Raw genomic sequence first — 16016 nt, forward strand, 5'->3', positions numbered from 1 at the left:
GAGGGCTGGGGTGAGGGTTTGACTCCGAGCCCGGCGTTACGCCAGGTCTGTCATCAGTACCTTCGAGCGGCGCTGATAGTTATACAGCTGCTTCTTGCTTTCCGGCAGTAGCTCCACGTCAACCGGCTTAAAGCCGCGTTCCTGGAACCAGTGAATGCTGCGGGTGGTCAGCACAAACAGGTGGTTTAAGCCCATCTGTTTCGCCTGCGCGGCGATACGCTCCAGTAGCACTTCACCGCGCGATGAGCTGCGGTAGTCCGGATGAACCGCTACACAGGCCATCTCGCCAATTTTCTCTTCCGGGAACGGATACAGCGCGGCGCAGGCGATGGTGGTGTTATCCCGCTGAATAATGGTGAACTTGTCGATCTCCATCTCCAACTGCTCACGAGAGCGGCGCACCAGAATCCCCTGCTGCTCCAGCGGCGCAATCAGATCCAAAATCCCACCGATATCGTTAATGGTGGCGCGGCGAATTTGCTCGGCGCTCTCCATCACAATCTGCGTCCCGATACCGTCGCGGGAGAACAGTTCCTGCAACAACGCACCGTCTTCCTGGTAACTTATCAGGTGGCTACGACGTACGCCGCTGCGGCACGCTTTCACCGCGCCACGCAGGAAACGCGCGGTGCCGGAAAGGTAGTCGCCTTCCTGCTCCAGTTCTTCGATGCGCGCCTGCGCTTCATTAGGGAACAGTTCAGGAACGATATCGCCGTTCTCGTTGTACACCCCTTGCGAGGAGCAAAAACCGATCATCTTCTCGGCTTTGAGCTTAATCGCCAGCTGAGTGGCGATCTCTTCCGAGGTCAAGTTAAAGCTTTCGCCGGTCACCGATACCGCGACTGGCCCCATCAGCACAATCGCACCGTTATCGAGCTGGCGGTGAATGGCTTCCTCATCAATACGACGAATACGCCCGCTGTGGCAGTAGTCGATACCATCGTCCACGCCGAGAGGCTGAGCGATAATAAAGTTGCCGCTCACCACGTTGATATGTGCACCCTGTAGCGGGGTGTTATTGAGGCTCATCGACAGACGAGCGGTAATATCTAATTGCAGAAGACCGGCCGCCTGCTTGACCAGCTCAAGCGTTTTGCTATCCGTAACGCGAATATGCTTATGGTACGTTGGCTCGTGGTGGTGCTCTGCCAGATTAGCGTCAATTTGCGGGCGTGCACCATAGACCAGCACCAGGCGAATGCCTAAGCTGTGAAGCAGGCCAATATCGCTGACGATGCTGGAAAAGTTTTCATGCTCAATGGCTTCGCCGCCAAGCATGATGACAAACGTCTTCCCCCGGTGGGCGTTAATATAGGGGACTGAATGACGAAACCCCTCTACCAATTCGGTTCTACGTTCCTTCACCACGGCACAACCCTCAATGCATGATTATTCGTAATTAATGTATTTTTATTCTGTTTTTGCCGGAAACGCAAGCCGGAATTTGCCTAAATAGCGGAAAAGCTTGCCGCCAATTTCGTTGATCCTACGAATGTTTACCCTTTTATAGATGACAGTTTATTCGCCTTTGGTTAAAGTTTTCGGTCAATCGTATTATGCGTAAACCGAAATTATCTTTTTTTGCCTGGGATGGAGCATGTCGGGAAGTCAGTCGTTAAGTCGTCGCCGCCTATTAAAAGGGGCGGGCGCCATGTGGTTGTTGAGCGTGAGTCAGGTGGGTTTTGCTGCCGTTAGTCAGGTGGTGGCCGTGCGCATCTGGCCTGCGTCCAGCTACACGCGCGTCACGGTAGAGTCCAACCGGGTGATTAAGTATCGACAGTTTGCGTTGAGCAATCCCGACCGTCTGGTGGTGGATCTCGAAGGGGTCAATCTGAACTCGGTGCTCAAAGGCATGGGGGCGCAAATTCGCGGCGACGATCCCTACATCAAATCGGCCCGCGTGGGGCAGTTTGACCCGCAAACCGTGCGCATGGTGTTTGAGCTCAAGCAGGACGTCAAACCGCAGCTGTTTGCGCTGGCCCCGGTCGCCGGGTTTAAAGAGCGCCTGGTGATGGATCTCTATCCTGCCAGCAGTAAAGATGTGCAGGATCCTTTACTGGCGCTGCTGGAAGAGTACAACAAAGACGGCCTCGAAACGCAGGTCCCACCGGCCCAAAGTGGCCCACAGCCGGGCAAAGCCGGGCGCGACCGCCCGATTGTTATCATGTTAGACCCCGGACACGGTGGGGAAGACTCCGGTGCGGTCGGTCTGTATAAAACGCGGGAGAAGGACGTCGTATTGCAAATCGCCCGTCGCCTGCGTGCGCTGATTGAGAAAGAAGGCAATATGAAAGCCTACATGACGCGCAACGAAGATATCTTTATTCCGCTGAAGGTGCGGGTGGCGAAAGCGCAAAAGCAGCGTGCCGACCTGTTTGTCTCCATTCACGCCGATGCTTTCACCAGCCGTCAGCCGAGCGGTTCGTCGGTCTTTGCGCTGTCGACCAAAGGGGCCACCAGTACGGCGGCCAAATACCTCGCGCAAACGCAGAACGCCGCCGACTTAGTAGGTGGCGTGAGCAAGAGCGGTGACCGCTATGTAGACCACACCATGTTCGACATGGTGCAGTCGCTGACGATTACCGACAGCCTGAAATTTGGTAAAGCGGTACTCAAACGTCTGGGACAGGTCAACAACCTACATAAAAATCAGGTGGAGCAGGCCGGCTTTGCAGTGCTGAAAGCCCCGGATATTCCATCGATTCTCGTCGAAACGGCGTTTATCAGTAACGTTGAAGAAGAACGTAAGCTGAAGACCGCCAAGTTCCAGCAGGAAGTTGCGGAGTCGATTCTTGCGGGGATTAAAGCCTATTTTGCCGACGGCGCAACGCTGGCAAGACGCGGGTAATCAGAGATGTCACGGTTAAAGAGTGCCCACGGCGGCAATATCCGCGAAGCGGCGGCCCTGCTGGGTATTCCTGCCGATACGCTGCTGGATTTCAGCGCCAATATTAACCCACTGGGCATGCCGGAAAGTCTCAAGCAGGCGATAATTGATAATCTCGCCTGCGTCGAGCGCTATCCCGACGTAGAGTATCAGCAGCTGCATCAGGCGCTGGCGGCGCATCACGGCGTACCCGCGTCGTGGATACTGGCCGGTAACGGCGAAACCGAGTCAATTTTTACCCTTGTTCACAGCCTCAGGCCGCGTCGGGCAATGGTGGTGGCGCCGGGCTTTGCGGAGTATCGCCGGGCGCTCGAAACGATCGATTGCGAAATAGAAACCTACGCTCTGCGTGAGGAAGACGGCTGGCAGCTTACCGAGCGTATTTTGTCGGCGCTGACGGCGGAACTCGACTGCCTGTTTTTGTGCACACCGAACAACCCCACCGGGCTACTGCCAGAGCGGGCGCTGCTGGAAGCCATCGCGGCGCGCTGCCGGACGCTCAATATTGCACTGATTCTCGACGAAGCCTTTATCGACTTTATTGCCGATGAACCGGGCTTTATCGGCGAGCTTCAATACAATCCGCACATCTGGGTGCTGCGTTCGCTCACCAAGTTTTACGCCATTCCTGGCCTGCGGCTGGGCTATTTGCTCAACGGCGATGAACAGGCGGTGGCGCACCTGCGTAAGTATCAGATGCCGTGGTCAATCAACGCGTTTGCCGCGCTGGCTGGCGAGCACGTGCTTAACGACCACGATTATCAACAGTCGACCCAGCGCTGGCTGGCGCGGGAAGGCCAGCGTTTGTATCAGGCGCTGGGCGAAATTAACGGCCTGACCGTCTATCCGGGGCGCGCGAACTATCTGTTTGTGCGCTGTGAACGTGCGGAGATTGAACTGCAATATGCGCTGCTGCAACAGCGCGTACTGATTCGCAGCTGTGCCAATTACCCTGGTCTCGACGCACGTTACTTCCGCGTCGCGATTCGCAGTGAGGTGGAAAACCAACTGTTGCTGACGGCGCTGCGTCAGGTGCTAAGCTGAACACCCCCAGCCACCGCGCTGAGTAAATGCTGTTTCGGCCAGTGGTCGGTCAGCTTTTTCTGCGTCAGCGCCCACGTCAAATATTCCACATCATGACGATGCCGGTCGAGCATCAGCCCAACCACGCTGCCGCTGTGCGCCACATTCAGTCCGTATAAGCCACAAGATTCGACCAACGCCATCAGCGCATCAAACCCCGGTTTAGGCAGCAGCGCCTGGCTGGCAATCGCGCTCAGGGTTGCCGCCTCGCCAAGCAGGCTGGCATCCTGTTGCATGCAGGCATTCTGCACTTTTCCCCAGGCTAGCTCCAACTCTCCAGCATGCGCCTTTAAAGCAGCCTCTCGCGGAAGACGATGGTAATCCTCGGTACGTAAAATCACCGGGCTTTCCAGTACCAGCAGGTCAAAATGCGGGGCGGGGGCGCAGGCAATCTGCGTGCCCGCGTGATGGTGATCGAACAGCGTCAACTGACGAAACAGCGTGCTGTCGGTAGGCTCCAGCACCACGCACAGCGCGGCGAGCGAGGTTTCATCCAGCGAATGGCCGAGGTGGTGAGCGGCGGCCACGGCGGTGGCGGCGATATCGGCGGTACTACTGGCCATCCCTTTGGCAATCGGTAGCGTCGAGTGTACTTCAATACGCAGCGTCTCGTTTATCTCCTGCGGGTATCCGAAGTGGGCGAGCAGCGCGCGAATCATCGCCCGCGTCAGCGGACGCTCGTTTGGCAGCGGTGCACCGTCGCGTACTTCAACCGTGCTGTACCAGTCTATCGGGCAGGAGACCAGTTTTTCACCGCCCAGAATCCAGCCCTGAATGAGTTCCCCGCAGGAACCGGGACAGCTTGCCACGCTCATGATTGTCCTTGTCTTGTTGAACGAAATATAACTACCGTAAATAAATATACCGGTATTGTCATAGCGCAACGAAATCATTCATCCACGGCGCTAGAGTAAAGTGCTCTTATTTTATGCGGGCGCTGCGCCGGCATAAATCTGCAACCAACAGGTTCGACACATTATGTGTCAGGGAAGGAGGTGAATACACCCGTGTATAAATCCTCCGCAGCCCCCGCTGCTGTGATGCTGACGACCCCGTAAACACCACTGATCGCCAGATCGGGAAGGACGGGTGAGGATGACGCTAAGCCAGAAGACCTGCCTGTTGGCCATTAACAACAACTTCGGTGGGAAGTGGGTTGCTTTGCGCTGCACGGTCGTTTGGCCGGGCAGATGTACGGCTATATCCAGTCCTGCCTGAAAAGGGTCAGGGTATGTCAGCCAGGCAGCACGCATTTGTTCTCGCAGGTACCGGCAGCGGCTGTGGTAAAACCACGGTCACGCTTGGCCTGCTTAAACTGCTCCAGCGGCGCGGGCTGCGGGTTCAGCCGTACAAAGTTGGCCCTGACTATCTTGATACCGGCTGGCATACCGCGCTGTGCGGCGTCCCCTCACGTAATCTCGACAGCTTTATGCTGCCTCCTGCCATTCTCAATGCGCTGTTCTGCGAACACATGCAGCAGGCCGATATCGCCGTGATTGAAGGCGTGATGGGGCTGTACGACGGCTATGGTACCGACCCAAACTATTGCAGCAGCGCGGCGATGGCGAAACAACTGGGCTGCCCGGTAATTTTGCTGGTGGATGGCAAGGCCGTTTCCACCTCGATTGCCGCTACCGTGATGGGTTTTCAGCACTTCGACCCGAGTCTTAATATCGCCGGGGTTATCGTCAACCGCGTCAATAGCGACAGCCACTTTCAACTGCTGAAAAGCGCCATCGAGCGCTACTGTGATCTACCGGTGCTGGGCTACGTTCCGCGCGCCGAAGGCGTGTCGCTGCCTGAACGCCATCTGGGGCTGGTCACCGCCCGCGAATCAACGCTGGATAGCCAGCCGTGGCTTGATTTTGCCGCCGGTCTTGAACGCACACTCGATATCGACAGGCTGTTAGCGCTGAGCGAGCTGGCGGAGCTTCCGGTCGGAGAATGGCCGAGCACCTCGCTTCACGGTGAAGGGCTAACGCTGGCGCTGGCCGATGATGAAGCCTTCAATTTCTACTACCCGGACAATCTGGCATTGCTGGAACGGGCGGGGGTGACGATTGTCCGTTTTAGTCCGCTGCACGACAGCGCGCTGCCGAATTGCCAGATGCTGTGGCTGGGCGGCGGCTACCCGGAACTGCATGCCCGGACGCTGGCGGCCAATACGCCAATGTTGGAACAGCTGCGCGCGGCGCACCGACGTGGCGTCGCCATTTATGCGGAATGCGGCGGGCTGATGTACCTCGGCAGCACGCTGGAAGATGCGCAGGGCGATGTTCACGCGATGGCCGATATTCTTCCCGGCGTGAGCAAAATGGGCAAACGGCTGACCCGCTTTGGCTACTGCGAAGCGCAGGCTGAACACCAGACTCTGCTGGCTGCGCCCGGCGATGTGCTGCGCGGGCATGAATTTCACTACTCCGATTTTACCCCACAGCTTTCGGCGGTGATGTCCTGCCGTAAAGTCCGCGATGGTGCGGTTCTCCAGCAGTGGCAAGGCGGTTGGCAGATGGGCAACACGTTTGCCAGCTATCTGCATGTGCATTTTGCCCAGCGTCCGGCGATGCTTAACCACTGGTTTGCTGCCGCAAGGAGCGCGCAATGACGCTGCTCGCCTGGAGCCTGGCATGGCTGATTGATTTTGTCATCGGCGACCCGCAGCGCTGGCCGCATCCGGTGCGCTGGATTGGCAATCTGATTAACGCCGTGCAGCGTACGGTTCGCCGCCTGTGCCGCAGCGACCGCGCGCTGCGCATTGGCGGCGGCGTGATGTGGCTGGTGGTGGTCGGGCTAACGTATAGCGTGGCCTGGAGCGTGTTAACGCTTGCTGCATGGGTGCATCCGTGGCTGGGTTGGGGCGTTGAAGTGTGGATGATTTTCACCGTGCTGGCCGGGCGCTGCCTGGCGCGCTCCGCCGAAGAGGTAGCGCGACCGCTGCGTGAGAACGATCTGGCCGAAAGCCGCCTCAAACTGTCGTGGATTGTCGGTCGCGATACCTCCGCGCTGCAGCCTGAGCAGATTAACCGGGCGGTGGTGGAAACGGTGGCGGAAAACACCGTTGACGGCATTATCGCGCCGCTGTTCTTTTTGCTGCTTGGCGGCGCGCCGCTGGCGATGGCCTACAAAGCGGTGAACACCCTCGATTCGATGGTCGGCTATAAGCACGAAAAATACCGCGCCATCGGCATGGTCAGCGCCCGCCTGGACGATGTCGCTAACTTTATTCCCGCCCGCCTGAGCTGGCTGCTAATCAGCGCCGCCGCTTTTCTTTGCCGCCTGGATGCCGCGCACGCGCTGCGTATCGGCTGGCGCGACCGCTATAACCACAGCAGCCCTAACTGCGCCTGGTCCGAGGCGGCGGTGGCTGGAGCGCTGGGGATCCGCCTTGGTGGCCCTAACGATTATTTTGGCCAGCGCGTGGACAAGCCGTGGATTGGCGATGCCCGACGCGATATCGCCATTGATGATATTTCCCGAACGATTCGACTGATGTGGGTGGCGTCAACGCTGGCCCTGCTGCTGTTTATGGCGGTCAGGTTCTGGCTGATTGGCGCGGCCTGAGGAGAGCAGTAATGAACTATATCCAGCAACCGCAGGCGATTGAGCGTAAAAGCTTTGAGATCATCAGCGAGATTATCGCGGAAACTCGCCCTGAGTACCGCTTCGAAAGCCCGCTGCACGAAGCGATTATCAAGCGGGTGATTCACACCACCGCCGACTTTGAATGGCTGGATATTCTGTGGTTCGCCCCGGATGCGTTGACCCGCCTGAGCGCGTCGTTAAGCCGGCCGTGCACGCTATATACCGACACCACCATGGCGCTCTCTGGCATCAATAAAAATCTGCTGGCGACCTTTGGCGGCGAATGCCGCTGCTATATCAGCGACCCGCGCGTGGTGCGCGAGGCCAAAGCCCAGGGCATTACCCGCTCGATGGCGGCGGTGGATATTGCTGCGAAAGAAGAGGGCGATAAGGTGTTTGTTTTCGGCAATGCGCCGACGGCGCTGTTCCGACTGCTGGAGCACAAAGCGCTGGAAGTCGGCGGCGTGATTGGCGTACCGGTCGGTTTTGTCGGCGCGGCAGAGTCGAAAGAGGCGCTGAGCCACAGCGGCCTGCCGGGGATTGCCGCGCTGGGACGTAAAGGCGGCAGCAACGTCGCGGCGGCTATCGTCAACGCCATTCTTTATCAGCTGCAGGCCGGCCAATGAGCGAACCCGCTTTCGACGCCCCGGTATGGCATAACGGTAAAGCGCTGCGCAAAGGCTACACCACCGGCTCCTGCGCCACGGCGGCGGCCAAAGTCGCCGCGCTGATGGTGATGCGCCAGCACCTCATTCACCAGGTGTCGATTGTTACTCCTTCCGGCGTGACGCTAAACCTGAACGTCGAATCGCCGCACGTTGAGGGCCAGCAGGGGATCGCCGCAATTCGTAAAGATGGCGGCGACGATGTCGACGCCACCCACGGCATGCTGATTTTTGCCCGCGTGACCTTAAATGACAGCGGTGAAATTACGCTGCGCGGCGGCGAGGGCGTAGGCACCGTGACCCGCAAAGGCATCGGCTTGCCCATTGGGAGTTCGGCCATTAACCGCACTCCGCGCCACACCATCGAAACCGCCGTTCGCGAGGCCATTGGCTCGGCGCGCGGTGCAGAGGTGGAAATCTTTGCCCCGGAAGGGGAAGAACGGGCGCAGAAAACCTATAACTCGCGGCTCGGTATTTTGGGCGGTATTTCGATAATCGGTACCACCGGTATCGTGACACCGATGTCGGAAGAAAGCTGGAAACGCTCGCTGGCGCTGGAGCTGGAGATGAAGCGCGCGGCGGGACTGGAGCGCGTAGTACTGGTGCCCGGCAACCATGGCGAACGCTTTGTGCGTGAGCAGATGGGCATCGATTCACAGGTGGTGGTCACCATGAGTAACTTCGTGGGCTACATGATTGAAGAGTCCGTACGCCTTGGTTTCCGCCAGATTGTGCTGATTGGCCATCCGGGCAAGCTGATTAAAATTGCCGCCGGAATATTCCATACCCACAGCCACATTGCCGATGCGCGCATGGAAACGCTGGTCGCCCATCTGGCGCTGCTTGGCGCACCGCTGGAATTGTTAAGGCTGGTCAGCGACTGCGACACCACCGAAGCCGCGATGGAGCACATCGATGCGTTTGGTTTCCAGCGGATTTACAACCACCTCGCCGAACGTATCTGCCAGCGCGTGATGCAGCGCCTGCGCTTCACCAAAACGCCGCCGGTCTGTGACGCCATCATGTTCTCGTTTGATAACCAGATCCTCGGCAGTAACCGCCCGGTGAGTGAGATTGTGGAGGCGATGCAATGCTGACGGTGGTGGGCATGGGCCCAGCGGGCGTACAGCTGATGACGCCGCTGGCCAAAGAAGCGGTACAACGCGCCGATGCGCTGGTGGGGGGCGCGAGACATCTGGCGCAGTTCGCGGAGTTTTCCGGCGAACGCTGTGTGCTGGGGGCCAACATTACTGAAGTACTGGCATGGATTGGCGAGCGTCAGGCACAGAACGTGGTGGTGCTGGCGTCCGGCGACCCGCTGTTTTACGGCATCGGCACGCGGCTGATGACCCATTTTGGCCGTGACAACGTGCAGGTGATCCCCGGCGTCAGCGCCGTGCAGTACCTGTGCGCGCGGGCCGGAATCGACATGAACGACATGTGGCTCACCAGCAGCCACGGACGTGAGGTCGACTTTGACGTGCTCGCCGCGCATCGCAAAGTGGCGATGGTGACCGATAAACGCTGCGGCCCAAAAGCCATTGCCGCCGAACTGGTGGCGCGCGGTAAGGGGCATTGCTGGATGGTTATTGGCGAGAACCTGGCGCAGGACGACGAACGGATCCACTGGCTGCCGGTCAGCGCGGTGGAGCAGGACTATGAGATGAACACGGTGGTGATCCTCGATGAAAGATGAGCTGTTTTTGCGCGGTGAAAAGGTGCCGATGACCAAAGAGGCCGTGCGGGCGCTGGCGCTGTCGAAGCTGCAACTGCATCAGGCGCAACATCTGATTGATATCGGAGCCGGAACCGGCAGCGTGTCGATTGAAGCAGCGCTGCAAAATCCGACGCTGAGGGTGACCGCGATTGAGCGTAACCCGGCGGCGCTGCGACTGTTGGCGGAAAACTGCCGGCATTTTGCCTGCGACAACGTGCGAATCGTCGACGGTGAGGCTCCGGTGACGATTGAAGAGCCCGCCGATGCGGTCTTTATGGGCGGCAGCGGCGGCCATCTGCGCGAACTGATTGACTGGTCGCTGCGCCAACTGCGCCCCGGCGGACGGTTGGTGATGACCTTTATCCTGCAGGAGAACCTGTATTGCGCCCTCGACCATTTGCGCCAGTCGGGTATCAGCAACGTGGACTGCCAGCAGCTCAATGTCTCAGCGCTGACCGCGCTGGGCAGCGGCCACTATTTCAAACCGCATAACCCCGTTTTTGTGATTGCCTGCCAGAAGGAAGAAAACCATGGCTGAAGCCTTTGACTCACGCTGCGTTTGGTTCGTTGGTGCCGGCCCCGGTGACCGCGACCTGATTACCCTCAAGGGCTATCGCCTGCTACAACAGGCGCAGGTGGTGATTTACGCCGGATCGTTAATTAATACTGAGTTGCTGGAGTACTGCCCGGCGGAGGCGGAATGCCACGACAGTGCCGAACTGCATCTGGAGCAGATCCTCACGCTAATGGAAGAGGGCGTGAAAGCCGGAAAAACGGTGGTACGCCTGCAAACCGGCGATGTCTCTCTGTACGGTTCGGTACGCGAGCAGGGTGAAGAACTGACGCGTCGCGGTATCCCATTCCAGGTGGTACCGGGCGTGAGCGCGTTCCTGGGTGCGGCGGCAGAGCTTGGCGTTGAATACACCGTGCCGGAAGTATCGCAGAGTCTGATTATCACCCGTCTGGAAGGGCGCACGCCGGTGCCGAAGCGCGAGCAGCTGGAATCCTTTGCCCAACACCAAACCTCGATGGCGATTTACCTCTCGGTGCAGCGCATCCATAAAGTGGCGGAGCGGCTGATTGACGGCGGCTATCCCGCCGCCACGCCAGTGGCAGTGGTCTATAAGGCGACCTGGCCTGAAAGCCAGACGGTGCGAGGCACGCTGGCGGATATCGCCGACAAAGTGCGCGACGCGAATATTCGCAAAACGGCGCTGATTCTGGTCGGCAACTTCCTGGGCGACGAATACCACTACTCGCGGCTCTACGCGGCGGATTTCAGCCATGAATACCGTAAAGCCTGATGGCATCGCGCTGTTTTGCCTGACGCCCGGCGGTGTCGCTCTGGCGAAGCGGCTTAGCGCGGCACTGCCGATGACCTGTATGACCCGCGAAACGCTGGTTGAGGATGGCTTCGTGGCGTTTGACGGTAGCTTTGCTCACAGTGTGCAGCAAGCATTTACTCGCTATTCGTCGCTCATTTTTATCGGTGCGACCGGCATTGCCGTGCGCGTGCTGGCACCGCTGCTGGTGGATAAATTCCACGATCCGGCAGTAGTGGTTATCGATGAGCGGGGTCAACACGTCATCAGCCTGCTTTCCGGGCATATTGGCGGCGCCAATGCGCTGGCGCGCCATCTGGCGGGCATTCTCGGCGTTGACCCGGTCATCACGACCGCCACCGACGTTAATGACGTGGCGGCCCTCGATACCCTGGCCTGCCAGCTTGATGCGCGAATGACGGGGTTTCGTCTGGCGGTGAAGACCGTTAACCAGATGCTGGTGAGCCAGAAGCGAGTGGGGCTGTGGTGGGATGAGTCGCTGACCGAAGAGGTCAGCCGCTGCGATCGTCGCGGGTTTATCACCGTCACCGATCTTCAGCGCCTTCCGGAACTGGACGCGCTGGTGTGTATCACGCTGCGCGATGAATTACCTGAGCTGTCGCTTCCCCACTGGAAATTGGTACCGCGACGTATTGTCGCCGGTATCGGCTGTCGACGCGGTACCGATTGCGGTGTCATCACCGATCTGCTGCTGCGCCAGCTGGCTTCTCAGCGGCTTGACCCATTAGCCCTGAAGGCCATCGGCAGCATCGTGGTAAAGCAGGATGAGCTGGGGCTTATCCAACTGGCGAGCGACTTCGACGTGCCGTTTGAAATTTTTAGCGTGGCCGAACTGAGCGCGCACGAGCATCGCTTTCCCTCCTCACTGTTTGTGAAACAAACGGTGGGCGTTGGCAGCGTTTCTGGCCCGGCGGCGTGGCTGCTGAGCAATGGACATCTTATTGGCGAGAACCTGCGAGAACAGGGCGTCACTATCACTTTGGGAGTTACACACTGATGTTAAGCGTAATTGGAATCGGCCCTGGCTCACAGGCGATGATGACCATGGAGGCCGTTGAGGCCTTGCAGGCTGCAGAAATTGTCGTCGGCTACAAAACCTATACCCACCTGGTGAAAGCCTTTACCGGCAATAAGCAGGTGATAAAAACCGGGATGTGCAAAGAGATTGAACGCTGCCAGGCGGCGATTGAGCTGGCGCAGGCCGGACACAACGTGGCGCTTATCAGCAGCGGCGATGCTGGGATTTACGGTATGGCGGGGCTGGTGCTGGAACTGGTGAGTAAGCAGAAGCTGGACGTAGAAGTACGCCTGATTCCTGGCATGACCGCCAGCATTGCCGCCGCATCGCTTCTGGGCGCGCCGCTGATGCATGATTTCTGCCATATCAGCCTTAGCGACCTGCTGACGCCGTGGCCAGTGATTGAAAAACGCATTATCGCCGCCGGGGAAGCGGATTTCGTTATCTGTTTCTATAACCCGCGCAGCCGCGGCCGTGAAGGGCATTTGGCGCGCGCCTTTGAGCTGCTCGCTGCCAGCAAAAGTGCGGATACGCCAGTCGGTGTCGTGAAATCTGCCGGGCGGAAGAAACAGGAAAAATGGCTGACCACGCTGGGTGAGATGGACTTTGCGCCCGTGGATATGACCAGCCTGGTGATTGTCGGCAATAAAACGACCTACATACAGGACGGCCTGATGATTACCCCGCGAGGCTACGTGCTGTGAATTACGGCGATGTTCTGGTGGTGGGTGGCACCAGCGATGCGCGGGCGATTTGTTTACAGCTGGACGCCGCGCAGGTGCTCTATACCGTGTCGGTTGCCACGCCAACCGGTGCCGCGCTGGCGGGTGATATTAAGGGGCAGGTGCGCTGCGGGCGGCTGGAACTGGCGGAAATGGCCGCCTGGCTGCGTGAGCAGAAAACCCGCTGGGTGATTGACGCTTCGCACCCTTACGCCGAGGTGGTGAGCCGCAACGTGCAGGCAGCTTGCGAGCAGACCGGCGTATTGCTGAGTCGCTATCAGCGTCCAGACCAGCTTGATGCGCTAACGCATCCCCTGCTGCACTACGTGGCTAGCCTCGCTGAGGCCTGTGAATTGATTCACGGGATGGGAAATCGCGTCCTGCTCACTACCGGCAGTAAAGACCTCGCGCTGTGGCGCGCAGGGCTGCCGGAAAAAACGCTGCTCGCTCGTGTACTTCCGGTCCCCGAAGTCGTCCAGCAGTGCGCGGAGTTGGGTTTTGGCGTCGCGGAGATTTTTGCCATTTGTGCACCATTTAGCGCCGAGTTTAACGCGGCATTCTACCGCCACTGCCGCGCTGATGTGATGGTCACCAAGGCTTCCGGTGCGGAAGGCGGCTATCGGGAAAAGGTTCAGCCTTGCCTCGATGCTGGCATTCCCTGCGTGGTGATTACCCGCCCGGCACCGCTAGTGACCGGCGATGAACGACTGGATAGTTTGACTGCGTTTGCCGAGCGTTTAGCCCGCTGGCAGGCCACGGAATTAAGGAAACAACAATGAAAAAAGCACTTTTGGTGGTGAGCTTCGGCACCAGCTATCACGATACCTGTGAGAAAAATATCGTCGCCTGCGAACGTGAACTGGCGGCAAGTTGCCCCGACCGTGACCTGTTTCGCGCCTTCACCTCCGGCATGATTATCCGCAAGCTGAAACAGCGAGACGGCATCGAAACCGACACGCCGCTGGAGGCGCTGCAAAAGTTGGCCGAGCAGGGCTACGAAGACGTGGCGGTACAGTCGCTGCATATCATCAATGGCGATGAATACGAGAAGATTGCCCGCGAAGTACAGAGCCTGCGCCCGCTGTTTCGTCGTCTGACGATCGGCACGCCGCTGCTGAGCGGTCATGACGACTACGTGCGGTTGATGCAGGCGCTGGAGCAGCAAATGCCGTCGCTTAACGCTGACGAAAAAGTGGTGTTTATGGGCCACGGCGCCAGCCACCACGCCTTTGCCGCCTACGCCTGCCTTGACCACATGATGAGTGTTCAGCGTTTTCCAGCACGAGTTGGCGCGGTAGAGAGCTACCCGGAAGTTGACGTGCTGATTGAAAGCCTGAATCAGGAAGGTGTGCGCGGTGTGCACTTGATGCCGCTGATGCTGGTAGCGGGTGACCACGCGATTAACGATATGGCCTCCGATGAAGAAGACTCGTGGAAAACGCTGTTTATCGCCGCAGGCATCCCGGCAACGCCGTGGCTGCAAGGGCTGGGCGAGAATCCGGCGGTACGGGCGATGTTTGTCGACCATCTGCAACAGTCGCTGGAGGTCGCATGAGCGGGAAACTGTATGCCCTGAGCACCGGGCCTGGCGCGTCCGATCTGATTACCGTCCGTGCGGCGCGTATTTTGGGAACGCTCGATATTCTCTACGCCCCGGCAGGGCGCAAAGGTGGTGACAGCCTCGCGCTCTCCATCGTGCGCGAATATTTAGGTGAACATACCGAAGTGCGCTGTTGCCACTTCCCGATGAGTGCTGACAGCGCGGAAAAAGAGGCGGTGTGGGATGACGTTTCCCGCGCGCTGGTACAGGAAGTGGAAGCCGGCAAACAGGTCGGATTTATCACTCTTGGTGATGCCATGCTCTTCAGCACCTGGGTCTTTTTACTGCAACGTATTGGCAGCCCGCAGTGGCTGGAGATTGTGCCCGGCGTGACCTCATTTGCGGCGATTGCCGCCCGTGCACAGATGCCGTTGGCGATGGAACAACAGTCGCTGGCCGTGGTCGCTTGCACCGCACCGGAGGCAGAGATTGAGCGCGCGTTGGCGCAGCACGACAGTCTGGTACTGATGAAGGTTTATGGCCGTTTCCCGCGCATCAAAGCGCTGCTGGCGAGCGCCGGGGTATTGGACCATGCCGTGTTAATGGCCGAGGCAACGCTGCCCGGTGAACAGTGCTGGCGAAATCTTGCAGAGGTGAGCGACGACCAGGCGCTGCCTTATTTCTCAACCATTTTGGTGAATAAACAGTGGGGGCAGGGACAGTGAATCTTGAACAACAGCTTAAAAAGCTATCGTTAAGCGGTGTGGGAGCCGCGTTATTGCTGATGGTGGTGCCGGAACAGGCTTTTGCGATGCACATTATGGAGGGCTTTTTGCCGCCGATGTGGGCGCTGGCATGGTGGCTGCTATTCCTGCCGTGCCTGTGGTACGGACTGGTACGGCTGCGCCGCATCGTGCAGGACGACAGCAACCAGAAGGTACTGTTGGCGCTGTGCGGGGCGTTTATTTTTGTCCTCTCGGCGCTGAAGATCCCGTCAGTGACCGGTAGCTGCTCGCACCCAACGGGCGTGGGGTTGGCGGTGATCCTGTTTGGGCCTGGCGTGGTGGCGATCCTTGGGGCCATCGTGCTGCTGTTCCAGGCGCTTCTGTTGGCACACGGCGGGCTGACAACGCTGGGTGCTAACGGTATGTCGATGGCGGTGATTGGGCCTATTGTCGGCTATCTGGTGTGGAAAATGGCCTGTAAGGCCGGATTCCGTCGCGATGTGTCGGTATTCCTCTGCGCCATGCTGGCGGATTTGGCCACCTATTTTGTCACCTCGCTTCAGTTGGGAGCCGCTTTCCCGGATCCGCAGAGTGGTTTTGCCGGATCGAGCCTGAAATTTATGGGGATCTTCTGTTTGACGCAGATCCCGATCGCCATTGCCGAAGGGCTGCTGACGGTGATGATCTACGACCAGTTGACCAAGCGTCAGTTGATCCCCGCACGAGGACATTAA

Annotated in this window: 17 protein-coding genes and 1 riboswitch; of the genes, 15 read left to right on the plus strand and 2 right to left on the minus strand. The window is 58.7% G+C overall.

All coding sequences use genetic code 11. The features are described from left to right. Window positions 1-36 precede the first annotated feature (36 nt). The gene (gene argA / locus KP80_RS02870; RefSeq protein WP_052282078.1) at window positions 37-1368 is read right to left on the minus strand and encodes an amino-acid N-acetyltransferase; all 1332 of its coding nucleotides are present in this window, start codon (window positions 1366-1368) and stop codon (window positions 37-39) included. A gap of 229 nt (window positions 1369-1597) precedes the next feature. On the opposite strand from argA, the gene amiC reads away from it, so the two are divergent. Together amiC and cobD are read left to right on the plus strand one after the other, a co-directional pair. Further along, the gene (amiC, locus tag KP80_RS02875) at window positions 1598-2848 is read left to right on the plus strand and encodes an N-acetylmuramoyl-L-alanine amidase AmiC (RefSeq protein ID WP_052282079.1); all 1251 of its coding nucleotides are present in this window, start codon (window positions 1598-1600) and stop codon (window positions 2846-2848) included. A gap of 6 nt (window positions 2849-2854) precedes the next feature. Then, window positions 2855-3931: a threonine-phosphate decarboxylase CobD gene (gene cobD / locus KP80_RS02880; RefSeq protein WP_052282080.1), complete on the plus strand. Its 1077-nt coding sequence runs from the start codon at window positions 2855-2857 to the stop codon at window positions 3929-3931. Here the strand turns inward: cobD and KP80_RS02885 are convergent. Next, a complete protein-coding gene (locus KP80_RS02885) occupies window positions 3916-4785 on the minus strand; it encodes a GHMP kinase (protein WP_052282081.1) in 870 nt (289 codons plus the stop codon). The two genes, cobD and KP80_RS02885, sit on opposite strands and share 16 nt — an antisense overlap. 132 nt (window positions 4786-4917) lie before the next feature. After that, a riboswitch (cobalamin riboswitch) is annotated at window positions 4918-5108 on the plus strand. 93 nt (window positions 5109-5201) lie between these two features. Here KP80_RS02885 and KP80_RS02890 point away from each other — a divergent pair. Genes KP80_RS02890 through cbiM form a run of 13 tightly spaced genes read left to right on the plus strand, consistent with a single transcriptional unit; the run spans window position 5202 to window position 16016 of the window. Beyond that, the gene (locus KP80_RS02890) at window positions 5202-6575 is read left to right on the plus strand and encodes a cobyrinate a,c-diamide synthase (protein ID WP_052282082.1); all 1374 of its coding nucleotides are present in this window, start codon (window positions 5202-5204) and stop codon (window positions 6573-6575) included. Further along, the gene (gene cbiB, locus KP80_RS02895) at window positions 6572-7531 is read left to right on the plus strand and encodes an adenosylcobinamide-phosphate synthase CbiB (RefSeq protein ID WP_052282083.1); all 960 of its coding nucleotides are present in this window, start codon (window positions 6572-6574) and stop codon (window positions 7529-7531) included. The genes KP80_RS02890 and cbiB overlap by 4 nt, the downstream gene beginning before the upstream one ends. Before the next feature lie 11 nt (window positions 7532-7542). Continuing rightward, entirely contained in the window at window positions 7543-8178 is a 636-nt protein-coding gene (locus tag KP80_RS02900; RefSeq protein WP_052282084.1) for a cobalt-precorrin-8 methylmutase, read from the plus strand. Then, the gene (cbiD, locus tag KP80_RS02905) at window positions 8175-9314 is read left to right on the plus strand and encodes a cobalt-precorrin-5B (C(1))-methyltransferase CbiD (protein WP_052282085.1); all 1140 of its coding nucleotides are present in this window, start codon (window positions 8175-8177) and stop codon (window positions 9312-9314) included. Before KP80_RS02900 ends, cbiD begins: the two co-directional genes overlap by 4 nt. After that, window positions 9308-9913, plus strand: coding sequence for a cobalt-precorrin-7 (C(5))-methyltransferase (locus KP80_RS02910; RefSeq protein ID WP_052282086.1), 606 nt, complete (start codon window positions 9308-9310; stop codon window positions 9911-9913). The genes cbiD and KP80_RS02910 overlap by 7 nt, the downstream gene beginning before the upstream one ends. Further along, on the plus strand, window positions 9903-10472 hold the full coding sequence (locus KP80_RS02915; RefSeq protein WP_052282087.1) for a decarboxylating cobalt-precorrin-6B (C(15))-methyltransferase: 570 nt from the start codon (window positions 9903-9905) through the stop codon (window positions 10470-10472). Before KP80_RS02910 ends, KP80_RS02915 begins: the two co-directional genes overlap by 11 nt. Further along, the gene (locus KP80_RS02920) at window positions 10465-11238 is read left to right on the plus strand and encodes a cobalt-precorrin-4 methyltransferase (protein ID WP_052282088.1); all 774 of its coding nucleotides are present in this window, start codon (window positions 10465-10467) and stop codon (window positions 11236-11238) included. The genes KP80_RS02915 and KP80_RS02920 overlap by 8 nt, the downstream gene beginning before the upstream one ends. After that, window positions 11219-12274, plus strand: a complete 1056-nt coding sequence (gene cbiG / locus KP80_RS02925; RefSeq protein ID WP_052282089.1) for a cobalt-precorrin 5A hydrolase — start codon at window positions 11219-11221, stop codon at window positions 12272-12274. The genes KP80_RS02920 and cbiG overlap by 20 nt, the downstream gene beginning before the upstream one ends. Next, window positions 12274-12999, plus strand: coding sequence for a precorrin-3B C(17)-methyltransferase (locus tag KP80_RS02930; protein WP_052282090.1), 726 nt, complete (start codon window positions 12274-12276; stop codon window positions 12997-12999). The genes cbiG and KP80_RS02930 overlap by 1 nt, the downstream gene beginning before the upstream one ends. Next, the gene (locus KP80_RS02935) at window positions 12996-13796 is read left to right on the plus strand and encodes a cobalt-precorrin-6A reductase (RefSeq protein WP_052282091.1); all 801 of its coding nucleotides are present in this window, start codon (window positions 12996-12998) and stop codon (window positions 13794-13796) included. The genes KP80_RS02930 and KP80_RS02935 overlap by 4 nt, the downstream gene beginning before the upstream one ends. Then, entirely contained in the window at window positions 13793-14572 is a 780-nt protein-coding gene (gene cbiK / locus KP80_RS02940; protein WP_052282092.1) for a sirohydrochlorin cobaltochelatase, read from the plus strand. The genes KP80_RS02935 and cbiK overlap by 4 nt, the downstream gene beginning before the upstream one ends. After that, on the plus strand, window positions 14569-15282 hold the full coding sequence (locus KP80_RS02945) for a cobalt-factor II C(20)-methyltransferase (RefSeq protein WP_052282093.1): 714 nt from the start codon (window positions 14569-14571) through the stop codon (window positions 15280-15282). The genes cbiK and KP80_RS02945 overlap by 4 nt, the downstream gene beginning before the upstream one ends. Further along, window positions 15279-16016 (plus strand): cobalt ECF transporter S component CbiM, encoded by a 738-nt coding sequence (cbiM, locus tag KP80_RS02950; protein ID WP_052282094.1) that lies wholly within the window; start codon window positions 15279-15281, stop codon window positions 16014-16016. Before KP80_RS02945 ends, cbiM begins: the two co-directional genes overlap by 4 nt.

Source organism: Kluyvera genomosp. 1, from assembly GCF_001266615.1.
GTDB lineage: Bacteria > Pseudomonadota > Gammaproteobacteria > Enterobacterales > Enterobacteriaceae > Kluyvera > Kluyvera cryocrescens_A.

Coding starts and splice junctions, on each gene's coding strand:
- KP80_RS02910 (WP_052282086.1), top strand. CDS start 9,308: ATGCTGACGGTGGTGGGCATGGGCCCAGCGGGCGTACAGCTGATGACG.
- cbiG (WP_052282089.1), top strand. CDS start 11,219: ATGAATACCGTAAAGCCTGATGGCATCGCGCTGTTTTGCCTGACGCCC.
- cobD (WP_052282080.1), top strand. CDS start 2,855: ATGTCACGGTTAAAGAGTGCCCACGGCGGCAATATCCGCGAAGCGGCG.
- amiC (WP_052282079.1), top strand. CDS start 1,598: ATGTCGGGAAGTCAGTCGTTAAGTCGTCGCCGCCTATTAAAAGGGGCG.
- cbiK (WP_052282092.1), top strand. CDS start 13,793: ATGAAAAAAGCACTTTTGGTGGTGAGCTTCGGCACCAGCTATCACGAT.
- KP80_RS02915 (WP_052282087.1), top strand. CDS start 9,903: ATGAAAGATGAGCTGTTTTTGCGCGGTGAAAAGGTGCCGATGACCAAA.
- cbiD (WP_052282085.1), top strand. CDS start 8,175: ATGAGCGAACCCGCTTTCGACGCCCCGGTATGGCATAACGGTAAAGCG.
- KP80_RS02900 (WP_052282084.1), top strand. CDS start 7,543: ATGAACTATATCCAGCAACCGCAGGCGATTGAGCGTAAAAGCTTTGAG.
- KP80_RS02890 (WP_052282082.1), top strand. CDS start 5,202: ATGTCAGCCAGGCAGCACGCATTTGTTCTCGCAGGTACCGGCAGCGGC.
- cbiB (WP_052282083.1), top strand. CDS start 6,572: ATGACGCTGCTCGCCTGGAGCCTGGCATGGCTGATTGATTTTGTCATC.
- KP80_RS02945 (WP_052282093.1), top strand. CDS start 14,569: ATGAGCGGGAAACTGTATGCCCTGAGCACCGGGCCTGGCGCGTCCGAT.
- KP80_RS02930 (WP_052282090.1), top strand. CDS start 12,274: ATGTTAAGCGTAATTGGAATCGGCCCTGGCTCACAGGCGATGATGACC.
- KP80_RS02885 (WP_052282081.1), bottom strand. CDS start 4,785: ATGAGCGTGGCAAGCTGTCCCGGTTCCTGCGGGGAACTCATTCAGGGC.
- KP80_RS02920 (WP_052282088.1), top strand. CDS start 10,465: ATGGCTGAAGCCTTTGACTCACGCTGCGTTTGGTTCGTTGGTGCCGGC.